The sequence below is a fragment of the Bacillus sp. 22190 genome (genome assembly GCF_052045575.1).
Classification (GTDB): Bacteria; Bacillota; Bacilli; order Bacillales; family Bacillaceae; genus Bacillus; species Bacillus altitudinis.
Genome location: NZ_JBQEPF010000016.1, coordinates 1 through 24,034, shown reverse-complemented (window position 1 = coordinate 24,034; position 24,034 = coordinate 1). Strand labels below are relative to the sequence as shown.

The 24,034-nt window shown below is 41.5% G+C and carries 20 protein-coding genes and 1 riboswitch; of the genes, 15 read left to right on the top strand and 5 right to left on the bottom strand.

Annotated features, from left to right (window positions below; translation table 11 throughout):
• Nucleotides 1-10 precede the first annotated feature (10 nt).
• Entirely contained in the window at nucleotides 11-622 is a 612-nt protein-coding gene (locus tag ACTJKA_RS16955; RefSeq protein ID WP_041091156.1) for a class I SAM-dependent methyltransferase, read from the bottom strand.
• A 155-nt stretch (nucleotides 623-777) separates the two neighbouring features.
• Between ACTJKA_RS16955 and ACTJKA_RS16950 the strand changes: the two genes are divergently transcribed.
• Both ACTJKA_RS16950 and ACTJKA_RS16945 read left to right on the top strand, forming a co-directional pair.
• A complete protein-coding gene (locus ACTJKA_RS16950) occupies nucleotides 778-1,647 on the top strand; it encodes an SDR family oxidoreductase (RefSeq protein WP_008347170.1) in 870 nt (289 codons plus the stop codon).
• 293 nt (nucleotides 1,648-1,940) lie between these two features.
• Nucleotides 1,941-2,363 (top strand): pyridoxamine 5'-phosphate oxidase family protein, encoded by a 423-nt coding sequence (locus ACTJKA_RS16945; protein WP_008347166.1) that lies wholly within the window; start codon nucleotides 1,941-1,943, stop codon nucleotides 2,361-2,363.
• Nucleotides 2,364-2,957: 594 nt separating this feature from the next.
• On the opposite strand, the gene ACTJKA_RS16940 is transcribed toward ACTJKA_RS16945, so the two are convergent.
• On the bottom strand, nucleotides 2,958-3,140 hold the full coding sequence (locus ACTJKA_RS16940; RefSeq protein WP_008347162.1) for a hypothetical protein: 183 nt from the start codon (nucleotides 3,138-3,140) through the stop codon (nucleotides 2,958-2,960).
• Nucleotides 3,141-3,153: 13 nt separating this feature from the next.
• A complete protein-coding gene (locus ACTJKA_RS16935) occupies nucleotides 3,154-3,372 on the bottom strand; it encodes a hypothetical protein (protein WP_046342688.1) in 219 nt (72 codons plus the stop codon).
• A 160-nt stretch (nucleotides 3,373-3,532) separates the two neighbouring features.
• On the opposite strand from ACTJKA_RS16935, the gene ACTJKA_RS16930 reads away from it, so the two are divergent.
• The gene (locus ACTJKA_RS16930) at nucleotides 3,533-5,782 is read left to right on the top strand and encodes a hypothetical protein (protein ID WP_440607855.1); all 2,250 of its coding nucleotides are present in this window, start codon (nucleotides 3,533-3,535) and stop codon (nucleotides 5,780-5,782) included.
• A gap of 57 nt (nucleotides 5,783-5,839) precedes the next feature.
• On the opposite strand, the gene ACTJKA_RS16925 is transcribed toward ACTJKA_RS16930, so the two are convergent.
• Nucleotides 5,840-6,136, bottom strand: coding sequence for a DUF3817 domain-containing protein (locus tag ACTJKA_RS16925; RefSeq protein WP_008347156.1), 297 nt, complete (start codon nucleotides 6,134-6,136; stop codon nucleotides 5,840-5,842).
• A 132-nt stretch (nucleotides 6,137-6,268) separates the two neighbouring features.
• Entirely contained in the window at nucleotides 6,269-6,943 is a 675-nt protein-coding gene (locus tag ACTJKA_RS16920) for a GntR family transcriptional regulator (RefSeq protein WP_046344934.1), read from the bottom strand.
• Between the two features lie 154 nt (nucleotides 6,944-7,097).
• On the opposite strand from ACTJKA_RS16920, the gene ACTJKA_RS16915 reads away from it, so the two are divergent.
• The 12 genes from ACTJKA_RS16915 to ACTJKA_RS16860 form a co-directional block, all read left to right on the top strand.
• On the top strand, nucleotides 7,098-7,919 hold the full coding sequence (locus ACTJKA_RS16915) for an AraC family ligand binding domain-containing protein (protein WP_017358421.1): 822 nt from the start codon (nucleotides 7,098-7,100) through the stop codon (nucleotides 7,917-7,919).
• Nucleotides 7,916-8,848: a DMT family transporter gene (locus ACTJKA_RS16910; protein WP_008347149.1), complete on the top strand. Its 933-nt coding sequence runs from the start codon at nucleotides 7,916-7,918 to the stop codon at nucleotides 8,846-8,848. Before ACTJKA_RS16915 ends, ACTJKA_RS16910 begins: the two co-directional genes overlap by 4 nt.
• Nucleotides 8,849-8,945: 97 nt before the next feature.
• Entirely contained in the window at nucleotides 8,946-10,001 is a 1,056-nt protein-coding gene (locus ACTJKA_RS16905; protein WP_017366640.1) for a tartrate dehydrogenase, read from the top strand.
• 72 nt (nucleotides 10,002-10,073) lie between these two features.
• Entirely contained in the window at nucleotides 10,074-12,260 is a 2,187-nt protein-coding gene (gene topB, locus ACTJKA_RS16900; RefSeq protein WP_017366641.1) for a DNA topoisomerase III, read from the top strand.
• 197 nt (nucleotides 12,261-12,457) lie between these two features.
• Entirely contained in the window at nucleotides 12,458-13,540 is a 1,083-nt protein-coding gene (locus ACTJKA_RS16895; protein WP_017366642.1) for a glycosyl hydrolase family 8, read from the top strand.
• The gene (locus ACTJKA_RS16890) at nucleotides 13,521-14,372 is read left to right on the top strand and encodes a GGDEF domain-containing protein (RefSeq protein ID WP_017366643.1); all 852 of its coding nucleotides are present in this window, start codon (nucleotides 13,521-13,523) and stop codon (nucleotides 14,370-14,372) included. Before ACTJKA_RS16895 ends, ACTJKA_RS16890 begins: the two co-directional genes overlap by 20 nt.
• On the top strand, nucleotides 14,362-16,077 hold the full coding sequence (locus ACTJKA_RS16885; RefSeq protein WP_341019354.1) for a DUF2334 domain-containing protein: 1,716 nt from the start codon (nucleotides 14,362-14,364) through the stop codon (nucleotides 16,075-16,077). Before ACTJKA_RS16890 ends, ACTJKA_RS16885 begins: the two co-directional genes overlap by 11 nt.
• A 37-nt stretch (nucleotides 16,078-16,114) precedes the next feature.
• Nucleotides 16,115-17,338 carry a glycosyltransferase family 2 protein gene (locus ACTJKA_RS16880; RefSeq protein ID WP_283255605.1) on the top strand — a complete coding sequence of 408 codons (1,224 nt, stop codon included), beginning with the start codon at nucleotides 16,115-16,117 and terminating at the stop codon, nucleotides 17,336-17,338.
• A 4-nt stretch (nucleotides 17,339-17,342) separates the two neighbouring features.
• Nucleotides 17,343-19,424 (top strand): cellulose biosynthesis cyclic di-GMP-binding regulatory protein BcsB, encoded by a 2,082-nt coding sequence (locus ACTJKA_RS16875; RefSeq protein ID WP_440607854.1) that lies wholly within the window; start codon nucleotides 17,343-17,345, stop codon nucleotides 19,422-19,424.
• A 66-nt stretch (nucleotides 19,425-19,490) separates the two neighbouring features.
• Nucleotides 19,491-19,638: riboswitch (cyclic di-AMP (ydaO/yuaA leader) on the top strand.
• A gap of 112 nt (nucleotides 19,639-19,750) precedes the next feature.
• Nucleotides 19,751-21,577 (top strand): APC family permease, encoded by a 1,827-nt coding sequence (locus ACTJKA_RS16870; RefSeq protein ID WP_035703793.1) that lies wholly within the window; start codon nucleotides 19,751-19,753, stop codon nucleotides 21,575-21,577.
• Between the two features lie 70 nt (nucleotides 21,578-21,647).
• Entirely contained in the window at nucleotides 21,648-23,369 is a 1,722-nt protein-coding gene (locus tag ACTJKA_RS16865) for a pyruvate oxidase (RefSeq protein WP_058336782.1), read from the top strand.
• 232 nt (nucleotides 23,370-23,601) lie between these two features.
• Nucleotides 23,602-24,034 (top strand): T7SS effector LXG polymorphic toxin (locus tag ACTJKA_RS16860; protein WP_440607853.1); only part of this gene is annotated, 433 nt, incomplete at its 3' end.

Sequence of the window (24,034 nt, the reverse complement as noted above, 5' to 3'; positions counted from 1 at the left end):
AGCCGAGAGCTTATTCGCTTCTCGGCTTTTTTGCTGTGACACAGACAGCGAGGGTGGGACGAATCTCCTCATATTCAACAGAAAACTGATCAAATCCAGCAAATTCTAAGTCATTGAGGATGCTTTCGCCCATTTCTTTTGTTCGATTGGCGTCCGCTCCTTTTTCTCTTGGTTGCATCACAATGACGAGTGTTCCGCCCGGTTTCAAGGTGTGATAAAGGTTGAGTGCGCCAGCCTTTGGGTCATCCCAAATCGTATAATTGTTAACAGAAAGTACTTTGTCATACTGATCTGCCGGGAGGCGCGTTTTTTCAATTTTCCCGACATACAGCCGGACCTGCTTCTCTTTGGATCGTTTCTTTATACGCGAATGCGCCTGTTCCTTCATAGTTGAAGAAGCATCTAGTCCATCAATGTGAAGATCGTCATAATGCTTGAGCATATGTTTGATGCTATAGCCGGGGCCGTAGCCTATTTCCAAAATGTTTTCACCATCTGATAAATCTAAATGCTGGATCGCCCATTGATTCAGTGCCTTATTTTCATTTGCCATAATAAAACCTGCGATGCTTCCGAGCCAGCCTTTTGGTCTGCTAAAGGTTTTAGAAATGGTTGATAGCATGTGAGAACGCTCCTTTTTTATGTTTATGTAACCGATTTTTCCCATCCTGAAACCTGTCAGTTTTCAAAACGCATTGATGACGCATAGGGATGTTTGAGTAAAAAAATGAAGTGGTAATGAAAGGATACATCAACAAATCAAGGAGGAGCTTACACATGGATTTACGTGAATACTTAACAAATGGCATTCCGCGCCAAACGCAGGATCAGCAGCCGGGCAGTGAAAGAGAAATGAATCCTGCGCCGATCTATGAGGATGAATCGTATAAAGGGTCTGGTAAGCTAAAAGGAAAAGTAGCGCTGATTACAGGTGGAGACAGCGGAATTGGACGTGCCGTTTCTGTTGCGTATGCCAAAGAAGGAGCTCATGTCGCGATCGTATACTTAAATGAACATGAGGATGCAGAAGATACGCAAAAACGTGTAGAACAGGAAGGCGTCAAATGTTTAACGATTGCAGGGGATGTCGGGGACGAAGCCTTTTGTGAGAAAGCGGTAGAAAAGACAGTTGAAGCCTTTGGGAAGCTGGACATCTTAGTCAATAATGCGGCCGAACAGCATCCGAAAGAACGTATTCAAGATATTTCTAGTGAACAGCTTCACCAAACCTTTAGAACCAATTTCTATTCTTATTTTTATTTTACGAAGAAGGCACTCGATTACTTAAAACCGGGAAGTTCCATTATTAATACAACATCTATTAACCCGTATCGAGGCAACAAAGTGCTCATTGATTATACGGCGACAAAAGGGGCCATCAACGGCTTTACTCGTTCTATGGCACAGTCGCTTGTGAAAGATGGAATTCGGGTCAACGGTGTAGCACCCGGTCCAATTTGGACGCCGCTCATTCCATCTACATTTGATGAAGACAGTGTCGAAAACTTCGGGGCCGAGACCCCAATGGGAAGACCAGGACAGCCTGTGGAGCATGTAGGCTGCTATGTACTGCTTGCTTCGGACGAATCGTCTTATATGACGGGACAGACACTTCACGTCAACGGTGGTTCCTTTATGAATACATGATCAATAGCACGCCGCCCAGCTTTGATTGGGCGGTGTATTTAGTATTTCTTCCGATTCTTCTGTACAGATGAGACAGACCATATGATAATGCCCACAACAACCGCTGCAATTACAACTGAACTCAAATGGAACATCGTTTCATGATGCATGTTCAACTTCCCCTTTCAATGTGTCCGTTTTTTATAGCATCAGCTAGAAGATGTCTTTTTATGAAAAACACATTTCTTTGTTTAATGAATGGATTGTCGTGGAAACCTAAGAGTACGGATGACATTTTGAAGGAGTGAAGATACATGTCACAAGAAGAGTTAAAGCAAAAGGTAATGAACTTATTAGACGAACAAAAAGTTGGAACATTGGCGACTGTTGAACAAGATAAGCCGCATACCCGCTATATGACTTTTTTTCATGAAGGGCTGACATTATATACACCAACAAGCAAAGAAACACATAAAGCTGATGAGATTGAAAAAAATCCGAATGTTCATATTCTCATTGGTTATTCAGGTGAAGGATTTGGGGACACATATGCAGAAATTGCAGGTAAAGCCACATTAACTGATGATCCAGAACTGATCGACCGCCTTTGGTCTGATGAGATGGAGAAATGGTTTAAAGGAAAAGATGATCCAAACCTAGTGATCCTTAAGATTGACCCAACCTCCATTCGTTATATGAACGAAGGAAACCGGACACCAGCAGAATTATCACTTTAACACTTGCGTAAGTTGGGGGAACGTGTTATAGTTTTATATTAAGTGTTGAAATAGCAAATAAATAAAGAAAGTAAACTTTCTTTTTTCTATGACATAATGAGAAGCAATAGAGCTTCTACTTGATAAGAACGAGACGCTGTCAAAGCGAACAAACTTATTCTTTTCCTTCTGCAACCGCCCCCTATAAAAGCGGAAGAATGGAAAAAAGACGTTTTGATTTACAATTCACACTGGCACGGCTTCGGAGCCGTAAGGACGAATGAGAGGTAGGGCTTTCGTTGTCTTGTTATCCAGAACTTCCATGGCGTTTACTTTCAAACGTAGGTTCACTCGGAACACATATGACACACTGATATGATCGAATCTTAATTCATACACTCCGTGACGGAGATTAAACATTGATTATTTATTTGCATGAAAAGAGTAAGAAACGGGCTGCCATCTATTTGGCAGCCTTTTTACGTTTTAAACAATAAAATAGGAAAAAGGAAGAAAAAAAGCGGACACCGTCCGCATGACATCCCCTTCAAAAAGATTCGCCGCCAACATTAGAACAACGAACACTCATCGACAGAAAGAGGAAATGCTTCATCATCACTCACTTCGCCCTTTCTTCTGATACCTCCAAATCCGGCCAATAAAAAAGAACATCACCGTAAACAAAATAGAGAAGATCAACATGTCCAGCAGTGTCACGCCTCTATCTGGATGCACAACCCCAAACCAAACCCATTGAAGAACAAAAGAGATAGCAAAATAAAAGATGGATTCTTTCATGAAATTCTCCTTTTTACTTGTTTTTTTGACTGTTTAGCCACACCATCCAGATGAGAAAGGAACAAATGGCGCATGCGAGCAAAGTGACAGGCGGCAAGGTGTACCAGCTAGTCAGCCCCTTTACAAAGCACATATAAAAAAAGAAAATGGTAATAGATACGAGCACCCCTTGCTTGAACCAACGGGGAACACGCAGCCAAGCCGCTAGAATGATCGATGATAGCTTATCCATTGAGATAACATCCTTTTTTTGAATCTGATTGGATTTTATCGTAAATAATCAAATATGTAAAATATGGATTTAGAAAGTTGGAATGGTATTCTGCTAGCATGAAACATTCTCGCTGCACTGACGTATAAGAAAAAGGAACTCCATGAAAGGAAGCGATCAAGTGAAAAGAATACCAGTGATTTTCCTCAGGTATATTGTCTTCTTTATTCCAGCAATCATTCTTAGTGTCTTGGTGTGGAACCATTACCAAGATGATTTATCCACAGGGAAAGTAACAGAGTATGACATCAAACGAATGTTTACATTCGATGAAGGAAAACGAGTGGTGAGTGCTGTATCAAAAAACCAGCAGCTCCATTTTGCAATGTATGATCCTCAATCAGGAAAAAGAATCAGTGAATGGACCACAGCAAGCGATTCGTTTAATGAAATGCTGCCATCCATTCAAGGGAACCATCTCTTAGTTGCTTTAAAAAATAAAGACGAGCAGCTGTTGATCGAAAAACTGTCTCCAAGCGGAGCAAAGAAAGAACTCGTCAAGCAAAACTTACAGATTCCCTCATTTTTAAAAACGAATACATATCAATGGAATGGACGTCTCGTGTTTACAGGAGAAATGGAAGGCGCTGCTGCGGTCCTCGGTGAGCTAAAGAATGGTCAGTTTCATGTCCACAATCTCAGCGAGCTGAAGCTGCCAGCAAGACCTGTTTCCATCGATGTCGTCATGAATTCTTTTAGAGGGCAGACCCCATTCCCTATGTTTGAATTGACTTTGAAAAATGACCAGAAGGCGTATGTCAGCGGAATCTCAAACGAGAAGCATCAGCTTGGGGTCTATGTCTCCAAAAGTGCAGAACCGTTTAGCCTCATTGAAGATAAAGTCGTGCAGCAACTGAAAAAAACGATCGGATCATCACAAAACGTTGCTGTCGCTGTCGAATCCAACTATCCAAAAAGACCAAGGAAAGTGGATGCAGAGGGAAGGCTTGGGGAAGTCGTCCCAACACCAAAACCGATGTACCAAACCTTTATCTACCAGCTGAATGAAGAAGAAGTTCTTCTTTTAGGCTCTACAGCAAAGGACGAAGCAAAAGGCAAGCTGACTGGTTATATTTATAATCATCGCACGAATAAGGCGACGTCTGCCAGCAAGCTGTCTCAGTCGTTGTCATATGAATCTTTACAAAAAGAAGATCTCTCTTTTCATAAAAATGTGAAGAGCGATTGGCTCTATTATTCACTTGGCAACCAATTAACGGGGGCATTTGAGGCGAAAAGCAAACAGCTAAAGGAATTTCCTTTGCAAAAGGTTATCTCAATCGAAAATGCCAGTCCAGCCCACCAAACGTCTGTTGACACCTTTATGCAATATGTCATGAAGGGCGGACCACTTATTCTCAACTGGGCGATATGGCTCTTTATCCCACTGTTGTTATTTGTGCTAGCGATCTTCCTGCCACCGATTTTGAGGCTTGTGAGAAAGAACAAGATAAAAGACAGTGTCACATTAGAAGCCAATATTGTATCAGTCAAAGAAACGGGTACCTACATCAACGAACAGCCGCTGGTCAACATGCAGCTTCAATTTCAATATGATGGGAGAAATATTGAGAAGGCGGTTAAAACGGTTGTATCCTATACTCAGATACCGCAGCCGGGTCAGCGTATCGCTATTCTTTACAATCCGAAAAAGAAAAAGGCGATGCTCTTAAAAGAGGATGACTTCTCGCAGCCAAGCGAGCCAAAGTTCATCAAAGGCGCTATTTTAAGAAACATAGAATCATATGGAACCGTAGGACGAGGCACCGTCTTATCACTTACATTTGAAGCAGATCAGAAAAGGTATACCATTCCGATGATTCAAGCCGCTGGTTTTGAGTTTAGAACAGGAGAAAAAGCCGATCTCGTTGACATAAGCGGTCAGTTGAAAATGGCAGCCTATGGGCATGAAGTGCGGAATCGTTCGGGGAAAGACGTGACATTAACAGGAACGATCCAACGGGTGAAGCAATATCCAGTCACAATTCATGATCAGAAGCCTATTATGCTGGATGTGACGGTTTCTAGCGGAGATCAATCCATCACAAAAACGGTCAGTCAATTCATCCCTGACCATATGGAGGTCGCGCCAGGAACTCAAATCACGATGCAGACAAAACAAGAAGAGCTGGATAAAGAAATCAGTCTTATGCAAGAGAAACAAGGAAGTGCAAAAGTGACCCATGTCACATTTTCCGGTGTCATCGGCAACCAGCCGTTAGCGATCATTCAGATTGAGAGAGATGGCGTGATGTATGAAGTGAAACAGCCAATCGATCCGATCACTAGCGTACTGCCAGGTGATGAATTATGGGTGGCATATCACGAAATGACACGTCAAGCAGCCATTGTGAAATATGCATCGATTTAAAAAATACGTCAGCGTGTAGAAAAAGGGCTAAAACGAATGTCGTTTTAGCCCTTTTGATTAAGCTTTTGTATCATACTGGCGAAGCACCTTATCATAGGCGAAGTTGCCGAAAGGAATGAATGCCGCAAAGAATCCGGCGATGGACCATTTCAAGTGCCAGCGAACTTTAAATGTCACATATGCCAAAATGAGCATATAGATCACAAACAATGCGCCATGAAGAGAGCCCACAATGGTGACCGCCATCGGAATATCCGCAAAATATTTTAGAGGCATGGCAATTAAAAGAAGGGTTAAAAGAGACATACCCTCAATAAAACCCGCCTGTCTCAGACGGCTGATACTTGTATGCATATACAAATCCTCCTGTATAAAAGCTAGTTTCTCATCTTCTAATATAAACGAAAGATCGCCTGGACATGCGGAAATCTACGAAAAATTCAAAATATGTTCAACGAATGCTTAAAAAATGGGAAATGACACGCGTTACTTTTCGGTTGTTTCAGAGAGTACTTGCTTTAAATGCGCCACATCATGTAATAAATGCTCCGTCATTGCTTGAACGGCTTCTGTGGAGTGGCGCTTTTTTATTTTAGAATAGATGGCTGCATGCTCTCTTTGAATGGTTTCAGCACGAGCCCCGCCGCTAAAATGAAAGATGCGGCAATAATGAATGAGCGCATTCACGTGATTTAATTGTTTAGATAAACGGTGATTGTGACTGGCTTGTATGATTGTTTGATGAAACGCTTCGTGTAACTGAACGATATCCTGAGATGGCAGCTGCTGTTTGATCGCTTCGTCTGCCTTCGTGAGCACCTGTTCAATGTCATCTATTTCTCTATCTGTGGCTTCTTTGCAGGCAAGCTTAACGGCAAGCGTTTCTAAAGCCATTCGGACTTGATAGAGTTCCTCGACATCTCGCTCTGTTAACGTATAGACGGAATAGCCTGATCGATGATCCGCGATTAAAAGTTCGTCTTTTTCTAACAGCCTCATCGCCTCTCTGACCGGTGATCGGCTTACGCCAAATTGTTTGGCAAGCTGTGTTTCATTGATGCGCTCTCCTGGCTGAAACTGGCCATCAAAAATCATTTGCTTCAACTGTTCATAAAATTGCATGTGATACGGTGCTGGTCTTTCCATCTCGAATGAATTCATCCCATCATTCCCTCTTTTGTACATCATCTTTTGTCTCATGTTATCCAAGTTCTTCCCTCTAGGCAAGCCTGCATCGAAAAGTCAATATCGTACAATCCAAGAGAAAAAGGGTGTGCTACACTAATGATCAGCTCAGTGAAAAGAGGGGATCGACATGAGAATACTAGAGGAACGAACAGTCCATTTTGATAAGGACTTGCAAATAGAGGCGTATCGCTTTCATGCCATCATCAAAAAGTTCCCAAAACATTTTCATCCATACTATGTGATTGGATTTATTGAAGGCGGTCAAAGACGTATGTTCTGCCAAAATCAAGAATACATCATTGAAAAAGGAGATATCCTTCTTTTCAATCCGTACGATAACCACGCATGTGAACAATTTGATCACATGCCGCTAGATTATCGCAGCTTAAATATTGAACCAGAGGTGCTGGAGAAGGTCTTTCAGCACAAGCCGCATTTTAAAGCCCCTGTGGTTTCACAAAGTGAACTAGCAAAGCAATTATATGATCTTCATCAAATGATCACAGAAGAAGCTCCTGCTTTGAATAAACAGGAAGCCTTTTACTTTTTGATGAAGCAGTTGATCGAAACCTATTCTGATACACCAGAGGAAAAAGTATCAGCAGCCAATGCCAATGAACAAAAAGTCCAAGACGTACAGCAATATATTGAAACACATCTCACGGAAAATATATCGTTAGATGACTTAGGTGAGCTTGTGTCCATGAACAAATATTCATTGCTGCGTGCTTTTACAAAGTTCAGAGGAATTACGCCGTATCGTTATTTACAGACAATCAGGGTGAACTATGCGAAGGAACTTCTCGCCCAAGGAATGAAGCCAATAGATGTAGCTGCTGCCGCTGGATTTTCTGATCAAAGTCATTTGACTCATTTCTTTTCGGAATTTATTGGGCTTACGCCAGGGCAGTATCAGCAAATTTTTGCAAAGCAGGTAACAGCAAAATGAAAAATAAACAGCTTCTTGGTCATCTAGCAGCCATGCTCACCATTTTTTTATGGGGATCTACCTTTATATCAACCAAAATATTATTAACGGCTTTTTCTCCAACAGAGATTTTATTTTTTCGTTTTTTCCTTGGGTACCTTGCCCTGATGATCATTTATCCAGTCACCATGAAGGTGCAACATAGAAAGCATGAAGGGATGTTTGCGCTCGCAGGGTTATGCGGTGTGGTCTTATACTATTTTTTAGAAAATGTTGCACTTACCTATACGTTCGCTTCGAATGCAGGTGTTATCAGCTCCGTTGTCCCATTTTTCTCTTTTCTATTGTCTTATTTTTTATTAAAAGATGAGCCGCTACATAGCCGGTTTTTTATCGGTTTTTTCATTGCGATGACGGGAATTGTGCTGATTAGCTTGAACGGGATGACGACATTCCAATTGAATCCACTCGGCGATGCTTTAGCATTTATGGCTACCATTGTCTGGGCATTTTATTCCATTTTATCGAAAATGATCAATCAATATGGCTACCATATTATTCAGGTGACAAGACGTGTTTTCTTTTACGGGCTTTTATGGATGATTCCACTGATCTGGCATTTTAAGATTCGTTTAGACTGGGAGCGGTTGACGAATCCATCGTTTGCCTTCCACTTGCTGTTTTTAGGCGTCTTTGCATCTGCTATTTGTTTTCTGACATGGAGCTTTTCCGTGAAGACGATCGGTGTGGTGAAATCGAGTATCTACATTTATGGCGTTCCAATCATCACGATGGTCATTTCAATGATCGTTCTCCATGAGAGATTGACCTTCATGTCACTGCTCGGAACAGCTCTGACTTTGGGAGGATTGCTTCTTTCAGATAAAAAAGGAGCAGGTAGAAAAAAACAGTCAGTCCCATTACAGTTGCAGAACAAAAAGGCGCTTTGATCAAAAAGCGTCTTTTTGTTTATTGAAAGAACATGAACTCTTTAGTAAACTCAACTTAATCGGTCGACGGTCGACCATTCATAAGGGGGAGAATACAATGAAACACTTTTCGATTGCGACGATACCTGGTGATGGGGTAGGAAAAGAAGTTGTACCAGAAGCAGTACGTGTTTTGAAAGCGATATCAGAGGTGCATGGCGGTCTGACTTTTTCTTTTCAGGATTTTCCGTGGAGCTGCGAATACTATTTAGAGCATGGCGAAATGATGCCAAAGGATGGATTGGAACAACTGAAAGCCTTTGACAGTATTTTCTTAGGGGCTGTCGGTGATGCCAACTTAGTGCCTGATCATATCTCGCTTTGGGGACTGCTCATTAAAATTAGACGGGAATTTGAACAGGTGATTAACGTAAGACCGGCAAAACAGCTAAAGGGCATCCGTTCTCCGCTTGCTCAGCCAAAAGATTTTGATCTACTAGTTGTAAGAGAAAATGGAGAAGGCGAATATAGTGAAATTGGGGGTCGGATTTATCAAGGGGAGGATCAGCTTGCGATTCAAAATGCCGTCTTCTCTAGAAAAGGGACAGAACGTGCGATGCGTTTTGCTTTTCAATTAGCAGAAAAGAGACGAAAGCATGTAACAAGTGCAACAAAGTCAAACGGCATCGTGCATACCATGCCATTTTGGGATGAAGTGTTTCAAGACGTCAAAAAGGACTACCCTAAGGTGGCGGCAGATTCTCAGCACATTGATGCGCTCTCAGCCTTCTTTGTCACAAGACCAGAGAAATTCGATGTCATCGTAGCCAGCAATTTATTTGGTGACATTTTGACGGATCTTGGTGCCGCCATAATGGGTAGTATTGGCGTCGCACCAGCAGCCAATATCAATGTAAATGGTAAATATCCATCCATGTTTGAGCCAGTACATGGATCAGCACCAGATATCGCTGGAAAAGGGATCGCAAACCCTATCGGACAAATCTGGACCGCTAAACTCATGCTTGATCATTTCGGAGAGGAAGAATTAGGCACACACCTTCTCGATACGATTGAATCTGTCACAGCAGACGGCTTTTTAACGGCAGATATCGGCGGAGCTTATCAAACACAAGAGGTCACAAACGAAATCATTAAACGATTGAAGAAATAATCCGTCATTAGAACCGCATCTCCACGTCTGCTATAATAAAAGGATGGATAGAAGAAAGAGATGTGAAATCTAGTGTCAAAAACAGTTGTATTAGCAGAGAAACCTTCGGTAGGACGTGACCTTGCACGTGTGCTGAAGTGTCATAAAAAAGGAAATGGTTTCTTAGAAGGAGATCAATACATCGTCACGTGGGCGCTTGGCCACTTGGTGACACTGGCTGATCCAGAAGGCTACGGGAAAGAATTTCAATCATGGCGTCTAGAGGATTTACCAATTATTCCAGAACCACTCAAGCTTGTCGTGATGAAAAAGACAGGGAAACAGTTTCAAGCGGTTAAAGCGCAGCTTGCGAGAAAAGATGTAAAAGACATTGTCATCGCAACAGATGCAGGACGCGAAGGGGAGCTTGTGGCAAGGTGGATTCTTGAAAAAGCCCATGTGAAAAAGCCTCTAAAACGTCTATGGATTTCGTCTGTTACAGACAAAGCCATTCAAGAAGGGTTCAAACGATTAAAAGACGGCAGAGAGTATGATAACCTGTATCGCTCGGCGGTTGCGCGTGCAGAGGCCGACTGGATTGTAGGGATCAACGCAACAAGAGCGCTGACAACGAAGTTCAATGCGCAGTTATCCTGTGGACGTGTGCAAACGCCAACGATTGCTATGATCGCCAAGCGAGAGGAAGACATTCAGCAATTCCAGCCGAAGCCGTTCTTTGGGCTGACTGCACAAGTAGACGGACTGACGCTGACTTGGCAGGATGCAAAGACAAAACAAAACCGTACATTCCAAGAGGATGTAGTGAAGGAGCGCTTGGCAGCCTGTAAAGGAAAACCTGCAGTGATTGATGCACTGAAAAAAACAGCGAAAAAATCCTTTGCTCCAGGATTATATGACCTGACAGAATTGCAGCGTGATGCCCATAAACGCTACGGTTTTTCAGCAAAAGAAACACTGTCTACACTTCAGCGTCTGTATGAACAGCATAAGCTTGTGACGTACCCGCGTACAGATTCACGTTTTATTTCGGCAGATATCGTTCCCACATTAAAAGATCGACTCAAAGGAATGAACGTTAGACCTTACGCGCAGCATGTGAATCGCATTCTACAATCAGGCATTAAAGCACATAAAGGCTTCGTCAACGATGCCAAAGTGTCAGATCACCATGCGATCATTCCAACCGAGGAAGAGCTGTATCCGGGTGCATTAAGTGATAAAGAGCGTAAATTATATGACCTCATTGCCAAACGATTCCTCGCTGTACTGATGACCCCTTTTGAATATGAGGAAACAACAGTGATCGCCAAGATCGGCAGTGAGACATTCACAGCGAAAGGAAAAATTGTGCAATCAGCCGGTTGGAAAACCGTGTACGATGATTCCTATGAAGACGAGGAATCAGCCGAAGCAGATCAGCACTTGCCGGCATTAACAGAGGGGCAGTCACTTGACGTACGCCAATTAAAAGAGACAAAAGGCGAAACGAAACCTCCTGCTCGTTTTAACGAAGCGACCCTTTTATCTGCCATGGAGAACCCGTCTGCATTTATGCAGAACAAGGAAAAGGACTTAGTGAAAACCCTTGGCGAAACGGGTGGATTGGGGACAGTGGCAACTCGAGCTGATATCATTGAGAAACTGTTTAACAGCTTCTTAATTGAGAAAAAAGGCAAAGACATCTTCATCACATCGAAAGGGAAGCAGCTGCTTTCTTTAGTACCTGAAGATTTAAAGTCACCTGCGTTAACAGCGGAATGGGAACAAAAGCTTTCTAAAATTGCGAAAGGCCAATTGAAAGCTTCTCAATTCATGAGTGAAATGAAGTCATATGCAAAACAAGCCGTATCTGAAATCAAACAAACGAACCAAACCTTTAAGCATGACAACATGACAGGCACACATTGTCCTGACTGCGGAAAACTCATGTTAAAAGTGAACGGGAAAAACGGCACCATGCTTGTTTGTCAGGATAGAGAATGCGGACATCGAAAAAATGTGGCAAAGAAAACAAATGCACGCTGCCCGAACTGTCATAAAAAGCTTGAGCTGCGCGGGGAAGGCGATGGCAAAATATTTGCCTGTGTTTGTGGTCATAGAGAGAAACTGTCTGTCTTCGAAAAACGTAAATCACAATCCAATCAAAAACGAGCCAGTAAGCACGATGTGTCTAAATATATGAAGAAACAAAAGAAAGTGGAAGAACCAATCAATAACGCACTTGCAGAACAATTGAAGAAACTAAAATTAGATCAATAGTTGTGTAAAAACCCATGTAAATTCGCATGGGTTTTTTGTTTGTTCGAGTATTTTGACATGTTGTTTTTCTGTAAATGGGAATATGTAAGCGAAAAGACTCGTAATTTGGTATAAAATATTTATTTTCATTTAAACAGAAACGCTCTATAATAAATCGTTAGATGCTTAGAGAGAACAGGGATTGAAAGGGGACACGAATGGATAAACCCATACATCGTACAGCTATCGCTATACTCATTGTCATTCTACTAGGCGGATGTACCTGGAAACAGCAGCAACATTCAGCTCAACCAGAACCTGCAAAGCCAGTATTGTCAGGAGAGTACTTTATGACTCACCACTTAATGACAAACCAAGGCATGATTCAGACCTCGCTTGCGGAACAGCCTATTTACTTATCAGAATCGCTCGGACTTTGGATGGATTATCTTGTTAGAAAAAAAGATCAAACATCTTTTGATCAACAGGTAGACGTCCTGCGCACTCAATTCTTACTGGAACATGATCTTCTTAGCTGGCAAATCGAATCTCATCAAAAAAGCAAAGTCAATGCTTTAGTTGATGACTTACGTGTAGTAACAGCGCTTCAAAAAGCAGATCAATTGTGGCAGAAGTCAGTGTATCAAACCACAGCCAAAAAAATCGCAAAAGCGTTAAAAGACAAAAACATGTTCAAGGGTATGTTGACCGACTATTATGATGCATCGACAAAGCAAACTTCACATACAATCACACTTTCATATCTTGACCCAAAAGCAATCAAAGAACTAGTATCCCTCCACCTATTCACAGAACAAATGATGAACAACCAATTGGCCATTCTAAAAAATGCACCGAGACAAAAAGGGTTTTTTCCAAAATCCTATGACATAGCGAAGAAAGTCTACTCATTTGATCAGGAAATCAACTTGATCGACCAGCTTTATACGGCTCTTTATGCTGAACGTGCACAGGTTGATACATCAGTCATCATGAAATGGCTGAAAACCAACTTCCAAAAGGAAGGAAAACTGTACGGACGATATAAGCTGAGCACATTGCAGCCAGCAGTGACGTATGAATCGCCTTCAGTCTATGCACTGGTGATCTTATATGCACTCAAACAAGGAGAAGATGATTTTGCAAAAGACGTCTATCACCGAATGAAAGAGCTGCAAATCCAAGATCCTCTCAAGCCTTATTACGGAGGCTATATGAACGAAAAAGATACACACTCATTTGATAATTTATTGCCTCTAATTGCAGAAAGGGAGCTTCTAAATGAAAAGGTTATTCAGTAACACCTATCGCACGTATTATACGCTGCTCCTCACGTTTGCGGGACTCATTTTATTTATGGGCTACTTGAATGGACGTGATGCGGAGAGTGTCATGATCATCACACTCACATTTGTCGTGATAGGATGCGGCATTTTATTTGGTATTTTGCCAGCATTGGTTTTTACTTTGTTGATTTTGTTCTTTATAGGAAGCGGGATGTTCTTTACAGAGCTTGGTCACACAAATTCACTCTTTTCTAATCAAACGTTGCAAGATGTCGTGATATGGGGCGTGGCGCTTCTCTTTTTTGCTATTTCTGCTGGAAACGTGCATGAGCGAATAAAAACGATGCGTTACACCATTGAACAACAAAAGAGGGCCATCAAACAATTTGTAGCGATTGACTCAACCACAGGCTTTGACAATGCAGAGCGGATGAGGCTCGAATTGTCTGAGGAAATGAAACGAGCAGAACGATACAAACAGCCATTCGTCTTTATCCTTCTTCATATGCACTACTCAGCGGAATTCAAAACATTATATGGAGAAAAAGAAATGCAGCATCTTTTCCAGCAACTCAGTATGAAGATTCGCGAAAGTGTGAGAGAAACCGATAAGAAATTTCGATTATCCGAAGAACGAATCGGGCTGCTGCTCACTCACACACCTGCAGAAAACGTCTCGATCGTTCTTGAAAAGCTAAAGGATAAACTGCAAACGCATGTCCTGCTAAATGGTCGTGAAGTGACCTTAACTTTTCATGTCTGTCATTTAACAAGCAGCTCGGATTATCGGACACCAGAGCAATTTTTAGAAGAACTAGAAAACGAGATGATGATGAATGAACTTTAATGTTTTGACGAAATGTTGTTTGTTATTCGTTCTTTTCTCTATGCTTTCGATCAAAGACAGTACATCAGCTGGTGCACTTGAGAAAGAGTTCAGGACCCTCATCGTCTATTCCACACAATCAGGTGAGGCAACTCCAACTGTTCATATGCTTGATGTACTTGTGGGGCATTTTTCCACACGAACGACCATTTTATCTGATGAACAAATAACTGAAAAGAACCTCAATGACTTTCAGCAAGTTATCTATATAGGTGAAGAAAAGAGAACGTTGAAAGCACAAACCGTACGTCTCATAAACGAATCAAAACGTTTAATCGCAATAGGATACAATGCGGAACAGCTTCGTCCATTCTCGAAGCTTACTTTTCACAAACAAGATCACATCAGTCAAATCAAAGATACTGATGATCAAGAATACCGTCAGCTAGAGAGAGGAATCACAGCTCAGACGGTTCAAGGGACAGATCTGCAACGTAAATTCTTATTGAAGAAAAATCAAGCTGAACAGCCATTTGTGATTCAAACAAAAGAAGGTGCGGCATATGTCGGAATGCTAAATATCCTTCAGCACGACAAGCTACTTGCAGAGGTGCTTGAAAGTCTCCTGCCGGCTTCTAGTCAGACGAAGACAAAGTACTTACAGCTTGGGAAGATTAACCCCGTCACGGATGAGAAGAAGTTACTTGAACTTGGACGATACGTAACAGCTCGCCATATCCCTTTTCTGCTGGCGGTGACCCCTATATGGATTGATCCAGCAACAGGGGATGAAGTGACGCTGAGTGACCGACCTAAACTTGTCCACGTGTTAAAACAATTGCAAAGCAATGGAGCTAGTGTCGTTCTTCATGGGTTTAGCCGTACGTATCGAATGCAGGAGTCGGGTAAAGGCTTTGAATTTTGGGATGTAAAGTACGATCAGCCCGTTACGTCAAATGAACCAGAGAAAGCTGATCAGCAGCTGAACAAAAGCTTTTTTCCGAATGAAAAAGATTTTAATGTGTATATCAAATCCAATCAACATCAAGAAGCCATCTATACAGAAGAAAAGCTGACAAAAGGCATTGAACTGCTCACGCAGCAGGGGTTATATCCACTTGCATTTGAAGTGCCGAATGACGCCATATCCCTGCAAGGCTATGAAGTGATTTCCCGCCATGTGTCCAGTCTATTTGGACAGGTGCAGCTCTCAGACCGTACATGGAAAACAAGTAGTGCATCACCATTTTTGTCGACACCCGCCATGCTTCATGGCATGACTTTATATCCTGAACAGTCTATAGATACAGCGTCTGGCCAAGAAGGTGCAAACATACTGACTGAGCAGACAATTCAATCCATGCAACATATCCAATCCGCCGCCATTGGGCTGTCCTATGATGTGGAAGCGGGGATAGATGGGCTGCAAGATGTAATCACACAAATGGATGCGATCCCTTCTAGTGAATGGCTAGATTTAAAGAAAACAAAACAGACTGTTCAAACTCAGAATGTCCAGATCAAAACAGCAGGAAATGGTCATATTCAAATAGAGCAATCCAATATAGCTGAACCAAAAACACACAAACGAAGCGGGATGGAAAATATGCTTCGAATACTCACAATGGTGGTGCTGCTCTTTATTGTGGCATTTGCTTTTTACACATTGTATTTAAGGCTGACCATGAAAAAACGGATCTTTAAGGAGAGAAAATCAGGTGGCTGATATCTTATTTTACCTATCATTAATACTGATTTGGATCATGCTCCTATATCATATGTTTCTGATGCAGGGAGGCTTTCAGCACTATTTAACTTACGAAAAAGTGCTGCCTAAATGGACGAAACAAGGGAAAGATCTGCCGACCGTCAGCATTCTCATTCCAGCACATAATGAAGAAGTGGTCATTCGGCAGACGCTAAAAGCCATGGTCCAGTTATCCTATCCCAAACACCTTCTTGAAATCATTGTGATTAATGACAATTCCTCTGATTGTACAGGGGAGATTGTGCAATCATTTAGTGAGCAATACGATCATGTCCATATGATTGAAACAAAGCCGCCATTTGCAGGGAAGGGGAAATCTACTGCACTGAATGAAGGCTTGAAGGCTTCGACAGGAGACGTTATTTGTGTATACGATGCAGATAATATGCCTGAAAAGAAAGCCGTCTACCATTTGGTTCTTGGATTATTGAATGATTCTAAAGCAGGTGCTGTTGTCGGGAAATTCAGGGTCATCAATGCAGCCAAAAACCTCCTGACAAAATTCATTAACATAGAAACGATCTGCTTCCAGTGGATGGCGCAAGGCGGGAGATGGAAATGGTTTGGCATTGCGACAATACCAGGCACCAACTTTGCGATCCGTCGGCACATTTTAGAAGAGCTTGGCGGCTGGGATGTCCATGCACTAGCTGAAGACACTGAATTAACGATTCGTGTGTATAACCTGGGCTATGTGATTCGGTTCTTTCCTGCTGCGATTACATGGGAACAAGAGCCTGAAACATGGAAAGTCTGGTGGCGGCAACGAACACGCTGGGCTAGAGGCAACCAATATGTTGTGCTCAAATTTTTAAGACAGTTTATGAAATTAAAACGAAAACGAATGATTTTCGATTTATTTTATTTTTTCTTTACGTATTTCTTATTTTTCTTTGGTGTACTGCTCTCCAATGGCATTTTTATCTTAAACTTATTCGTTGATCTTCACTTATCTGTGGGAGCTGTGGCACTCATCCTATGGGGGTTAGCCTTCTTCCTCTTTTTAACAGAAGTGATGATTTCGTTAAGCATAGAGAAAACAGAGCTGACCAAACAAAACATTCTCATTGTGATTCTCATGTACTTTACCTATTCCCAAGTATGGATTGCGCTTGTTGTGTACTCCTTATTTGTAGAGGCGAAAAGCCGATTATTGAAACAAGAAGTGAAATGGTACAAAACCGAGCGTTACAATCAACAACAAAAGAAAAGCGGGTGACATATTGAAATCGTTAAAATGGTTGATTTATATATTAGGATTATCCTTAGCGATCCAGCCTTTTTTCATGGCAGGTCAAGCAATGGCGCAATCCAACCGAGTTCAAGTCAAAGATGATTGGGTTCAACCTTCAAAAGAAAGCAAAACAAAAACGCAGCATCTATCAGAAGACGTAGTGACCTTATATGGACAAGAAGACCGCACTGAATTTACCTATCAAGTGGATCAGGAAAAAACAGAGTCAAGCACATTGACGTTCAATATAGAGGCTTCACCATTATTGATTTCACCTTCTTCATTCACTGTTATGATTGATGGAGAGATCGAAAAGACCATCCCTGTATCAGGGAAAAACCAGAAGAAGTCGATTCAAATCAAGTTGAACAAATCACAATTGAAAAAAGGTACTCACCGCATTCAGGTCACATTTTATGGTGTTTTAAAAGAAGGCGTGTGTATCAACCAAGAGACACCTGCTAATTGGCTAAAAGTGTATCCTGAAAGTGAACTTACATTCAAAGGAATCCAGACAAAAGATTTCACATTAGATAGCTTTCCATCACCTTTTATTCAAACAGGTGATCAGAAAGAACAGACAGACATTGTAATTCCTAATTCACCGGATGCAGCTGAATTAGAAGCAGCCATCAAAGTATACCGTACGTTGAAAAACAAAGATCGCCAAAAAGAGATCAAACTTATCCAAGAAAAGGACATCAAGCAAGTGGCTCACCCAACGATTGCTGTGGGAGCTATAGGAAGCTGGGATGGACGGATGAAAACGATTGAACAAGCTGCAGGAATTAAAACGAAAAGCAGTCATCTTACGTTAGCGATGAGAACTTTGACAGCAAAGAAAACAAAACAGCCCATTCTATTTGTGACAGCGGAAAAGCCTGTGACAATCGCTGAAAAAATCAATGTTCTGACTCAGTCAGAATTAACGGGTCAACTGACTGGAACGGACTTACTGATTCAAAAGACTGCAGCTCAAACGTCTAAACCATCTCACAAGATTCCTTTGAAAGATTTTGGCGGAGATGATGTCACGGTTGGGACCAACAAGACGGCATCCGACCACTACTATTATCCGAAAGCGCTACTGGCTAACCAAAAATCAGGTGCAAAGCTCAATCTTTCATTCAAAAAATCTGATACAGCGGCAAGCAAAACAGAACGGTTAACTGTTATGATCAATGACGAACCGCACGACGTACCATTAACAAAACTAGGCAGCAAAGATGCGAATGGATTCTATCATGTCTCGATTCCAGTAGATTCAAAGGTACTTCAAAAAAATGAATATATTGATTTGCAATTTGTCACAAGTGGTTTTAAAAACATGGAATCCTGCAGACATACGGATGAAGAAGGCTGGATATTCATTGACAAAAATAGCACTTTACAAATACCAGAAGGAACAACGAGTGAAAAGCCAGATTTAGCCGCATGGCCGCTCCCGTTCACGTCGAAAAATACATTGATCATCATACCAGATCAAATCAAACGTGAAACAATCAATCAAATGGCCATGTTGACGGAATCTTTTAGTCAGCCAGAAGTAGCTCAATATCATTTAATGAAAGCATCTCAAGTGACAAATGAACAATTGAAAAATCACCCTCTCATTTTCATCGGAGGCATTCAGACATTCTCTCTTCTGAAAGAAAAAGCAGCCGATCTCGTTGTTCCGGTGAAAAAGGATCAGTATGATGTATCTTCTTTCGGCATGATCAACGAAACAACGGCTCGAATTGTATGGACACAGCCATCTGTTTGGAATAAAGAACAGACAATGACAGTCTTTTCAGGAATGACTGCAGCTGAAGCTAACGTGTCAAATGAAGTCATGCAATTTCTTCAAACTAATACAGAAAAAGCAACAGTTGCAATAGAGAGTAAAAACAAAGGCGTGTTTACTAATCATCAATCCGTCAGCAGCACATCGAACAGTCTGAAAACAAGTGAAAAACAAAGCAGCAGCGAGTCTTGGATTTACTTTGTGTGTATCGCTGCACTCATCCTTTTTGTGCTTGTGATGATTGTCTATTTCGTACGAAAAAACCGTAAAAAGACTAAGTTCTAAACGATCAAAAGACCTTGAAAAAATCTCTTTACTTTGGTGTCAAACGGGAGTATGATCTCTTTTATAAAAGACCAATCGCTGAATCATTTCGATGAGCGGGGGAACCAATTGTGGTGGTATAAAACACCACGTGGGGTGAATCCTTTTAAGGTAGGGCAAAATCTCATGCGCCCGAATCCGTCAGCTAACCTCGTAAGCGTTAAAGAGAGCAAAGACCAACCTGTGATCTAAACAATAGGCACAGGGGCATTCTATTGCCTCTGTGTCTTTTTGGTGATCCAAATTTTGTAACTCAAATCGTTTGACACTAAAGGAGCGGGCATCACATGTACAGTTTGATGAAGCGTATTTTAATTGGTAAACCATTAAAATCACAGGCAGCAGGAGAACAAAAACTATCAAAAATCAAAGCTTTGGCATTATTGTCATCAGACGCATTGTCGTCAGTCGCATACGGTACAGAACAAATCTTGATTGTTCTATCAGTTGTTAGTGCGGCAGCGTTTTGGTACTCACTCCCGATTGCAGGTTGTGTATTAATCCTTTTAATGGCGTTAATTCTATCTTATCGCCAGATTATTTATGCTTATCCAGAAGGCGGCGGGGCGTATGTCGTCTCCAGCAGAAACTTAGGTGAAAAACCAGGGCTGGTTGCTGGTGGATCATTACTCGTCGATTACATTTTAACCGTAGCAGTGAGCATTTCTGCTGGGACCGATGCGATCACATCGGCTTTTCCAGCTCTATATCCATATCATGTCATGATCTCAATCGTATTGGTCCTAGTGATTATGGTGTTAAACCTTCGTGGACTGACAGAGTCGGCATCTATTTTGGCTTATCCTGTGTACCTATTTGTCTTTTCATTGCTCATTTTAATTGGGGTGGGCGGGTTTAAACTATTAACTGGGCAAGTGCCGCCAGCACCTGAACATACAGCATTTGGCACACATGTATCAGGCATCACGTTATTTCTTTTACTAAAGGCATTTTCGTCTGGCTGTTCTGCTTTAACTGGTGTTGAAGCGATTTCTAATACAATTCCATCCTTTAAAAAACCAGCTGCACAAAATGCAGCGAGAACTTTATTGATGATGGGGGGATTACTGGCCGTTCTATTTGTAGGAGTGACATTGCTTGCGTTTGGTTTTGGTATCTCCCCAAAGCCAGAAGAAACGGTTGTGTCACAGATTGCATCAGACACATTTGGACGGACATTTTTCTACTATGTCATTCAAGCTGTCACAGCATTAATTTTAATATTAGCGGCAAACACAGGCTTTTCAGCTTTTCCATTATTGGCTGTCAACTTAGCAAAAGATAAATATATGCCGCGCATGTTTACAGTGAGAGGAGATCGGCTCGGTTATTCCAATGGTATTATCTTTTTAGGTGTAGCTTCTATGCTGCTCATTTGGCTATTTGATGGGAAAACGGAACACCTCATTCCACTTTATGCTGTCGGTGTGTTTATTCCATTTACCTTGTCTCAGACAGGTATGTGTGTAAAGTGGATTCGTGAAAAACCACAGGGGTGGAAAGTGAAAATGCCTATCAATATCGTAGGAGCACTTATTTCATTTACGGTTTTCATGATTCTCATTTTGACCAAGTTCCATCTTGTATGGCCAGTATTTGTTTTCATGCCAATTGTTCTATTTATTTTTTATTCTATTAAGAAACATTATCTGTCTGTTGGAGAACAATTACGTTTATTGAATGAAACCGAGCCTGTCGAAATCAAAGGAAATGTGGTCATCGTCCCAATAGCAGGTGTCACACGTGTCGTCGAACAATCTGTGCAATATGCAAAATCCTTATCAGACCAGGTCATAGCGGTTCATGTATCGTTTGATAAAGAGAAAGACAAGAAAATTGAAGCTGATTGGGAAAAGCTGAATAGTGATGTGCGTCTGGTGATTTTACATTCGTCTTATCGAAGTCTCATTCACCCGCTTGATAAATTTCTTGAAACGATTGAAGCGAAAGCAAATGCACATCAATATAGAGTGATGGTGCTCGTTCCTCAATTTATTCCGAAAAAAAGATGGCACACCATTTTGCATAATCAATCTGCTTTCTTATTAAGATTCCGTTTATTATGGAAACGGGATATTGTTGTCGCCACTCTTCCATATCACTTTAAAAAGTAGCAAGAGCAAGTTGAAACGTTTGATCAAAAGGGTGCGGTGGTATGGAGTAAGAAAAAAGGAGTTTTCTCACATGCCGCAAAGAACCGCAGGAAAAGAAGTAACAGCGCTACTGGAAGAGTGGGGCGTGAAACATATTTATGGAATGCCCGGCGACAGTATTAACGAATTAATCGAAGAACTAAGGCATGAATCAAGCAAAATTCAATTTATACAAACAAGACATGAAGAAGTGGCAGCACTTTCAGCAGCAGCTGATGCGAAACTAACAGGCAAACTTGGTGTTTGTTTATCAATTGCTGGGCCAGGTGCTGTCCACTTATTAAATGGACTATACGATGCAAAAGCGGACGGTGCACCTGTATTAGCGATAGCAGGGCAGGTTGCCTCAACTGAAGTAGGCAGAGATGCATTTCAAGAAATCAAATTAGAGCGGATGTTTGACGATGTTGCTGTCTTTAATCAGCAAGTACAAACAGCAGAAGCTCTGCCTGACTTATTGAATCAAGCCATCAAAGCTGCTTATACCCATAAAGGGGTGGCGGTTCTCACTGTCTCAGATGATTTATTTTCTCAGAAAATTAAGCGGAGTCCCATTTATACATCACCTCTTTATGTAGAGGGAGATGTGCGGCCGAAGAAAGATCAACTGCTAAAGGCTGCTCAACTCATTAACAATGCGAAGAAGCCAGTCATCTTAGCAGGAAAAGGATTAAGAAATGCTAAAGAAGAACTTCTTTCGTTTGCAGAAAAGGCAGCTGCACCAATCGTCATTACACTTCCTGCAAAAGGTGTTGTTCCAGACAGGCATCCATACTTTTTAGGGAACCTAGGTCAGATCGGGACGAAGCCTGCATATGAAGCGATGGAAGAGTGCGATTTATTAATCATGCTTGGAACCTCCTTCCCATATAGGGATTACTTACCGGAAGACACACCTGCCATTCAATTGGATATCAAACCGGATCAGATCGGTAAAAGATATCCGGTAGAAGTGGGGATTGTAAGTGACAGTAAGACTGGTCTTCATGAACTAACCTCTTATATTGAATATAAAGAGCAGCGCGGTTTCCTTGAAGCTTGCACAGAGCATATGATGAAGTGGCGAGAAGAAATGGATAAGGAAAAATCTATTGCCACATCACCGCTTAAACCGCAGCAAGTCATCGCTAGATTAGAAGAAGCGGTAGATGATGATGCCATTCTTTCAGTTGATGTCGGTAATGTGACGGTATGGATGGCACGTCATTTCGAAATGAAACAGCAGGATTTCATTATTTCCAGCTGGCTTGCCACAATGGGCTGTGGTTTACCTGGCGCAATATCAGCTAAATTAAACGAACCAAACCGCCAAGCCATTGCTGTCTGTGGTGACGGAGGCTTCACAATGGTGATGCAAGATTTTGTGACGGCGGTAAAATATAAACTGCCAATTGTCGTTGTGATCTTAAACAACAACAACCTTGGTATGATTGAATATGAACAACAGGTAAAAGGCAACATCAACTATGGTATAGAGCTGGAAGATATTGATTTTGCAAAATTTGCAGAAGCATGCGGTGGTAAAGGAATCTCGGTGTCATCACATGAAGAACTAGCACCAGCCTTTGATCAAGCACTTCAAGCTGAGAAACCTGTGATCATTGATGTTGCGGTGACCAATGAACCACCGTTACCTGGGAAAATCACATACACACAAGCAGCAGGCTTTAGTAAATATTTATTGAAAAAATTCTTTGAAAAAGGTGAGCTGGATATCCCTCCACTCAAGAAAAGCCTCAAACGCTTTTTCTAAACAGCAGGTAGTCGGTCCTCCAATTAGGGGGACTGACTTTTTTGTTGAACAAGGAAAAATATTTCAATTGTCACTTGTTTTCTTTTGTATAAAAATATACAGACTGGATTTTTGTAACTTAAAGCCTATTTTTCCAATTCGATGAGAAAGGTAAAATAGACTTTATGATCAATAATGGAGGGAGTGGATTTTTCTGGGTAAGATACTTGATGCAAAAGCACTAACCAGTGCCATGGATACAAGGGCGAAACACTATCAGGCACTCCGTGAAGAAATGGTTGATTTAAAAAAAGCGCTACAGGGCGTGGCGAATCTAGGTGATGACTTTACTGGAAAAGGTGCCGATAACATTAAAAGTTTCTACAAAGAACTCGCCGGAAATGTGGACATGTTCATCAGCTTTATTGATAAGCAAAAAGCCTTTCATGAAGGTGTTTCTGGAACGCTTGATGATACAAACTTTGGCGGCGATACCTTTGTAGAAGAACACTTTTTAGACAACACTGTACATATGGGAATCAAAAATGCCAAAAGTATTGTAAAGGATCAAAAAAAGGCACTCAAAACGATTTTTCAAGATATTGATGACCTCATTTCTCTGGAGGTATTTGATAGTAAAACCTTTGACGAAAAGATTGCAGATGCGGAAGATGAACGGAAGAAAA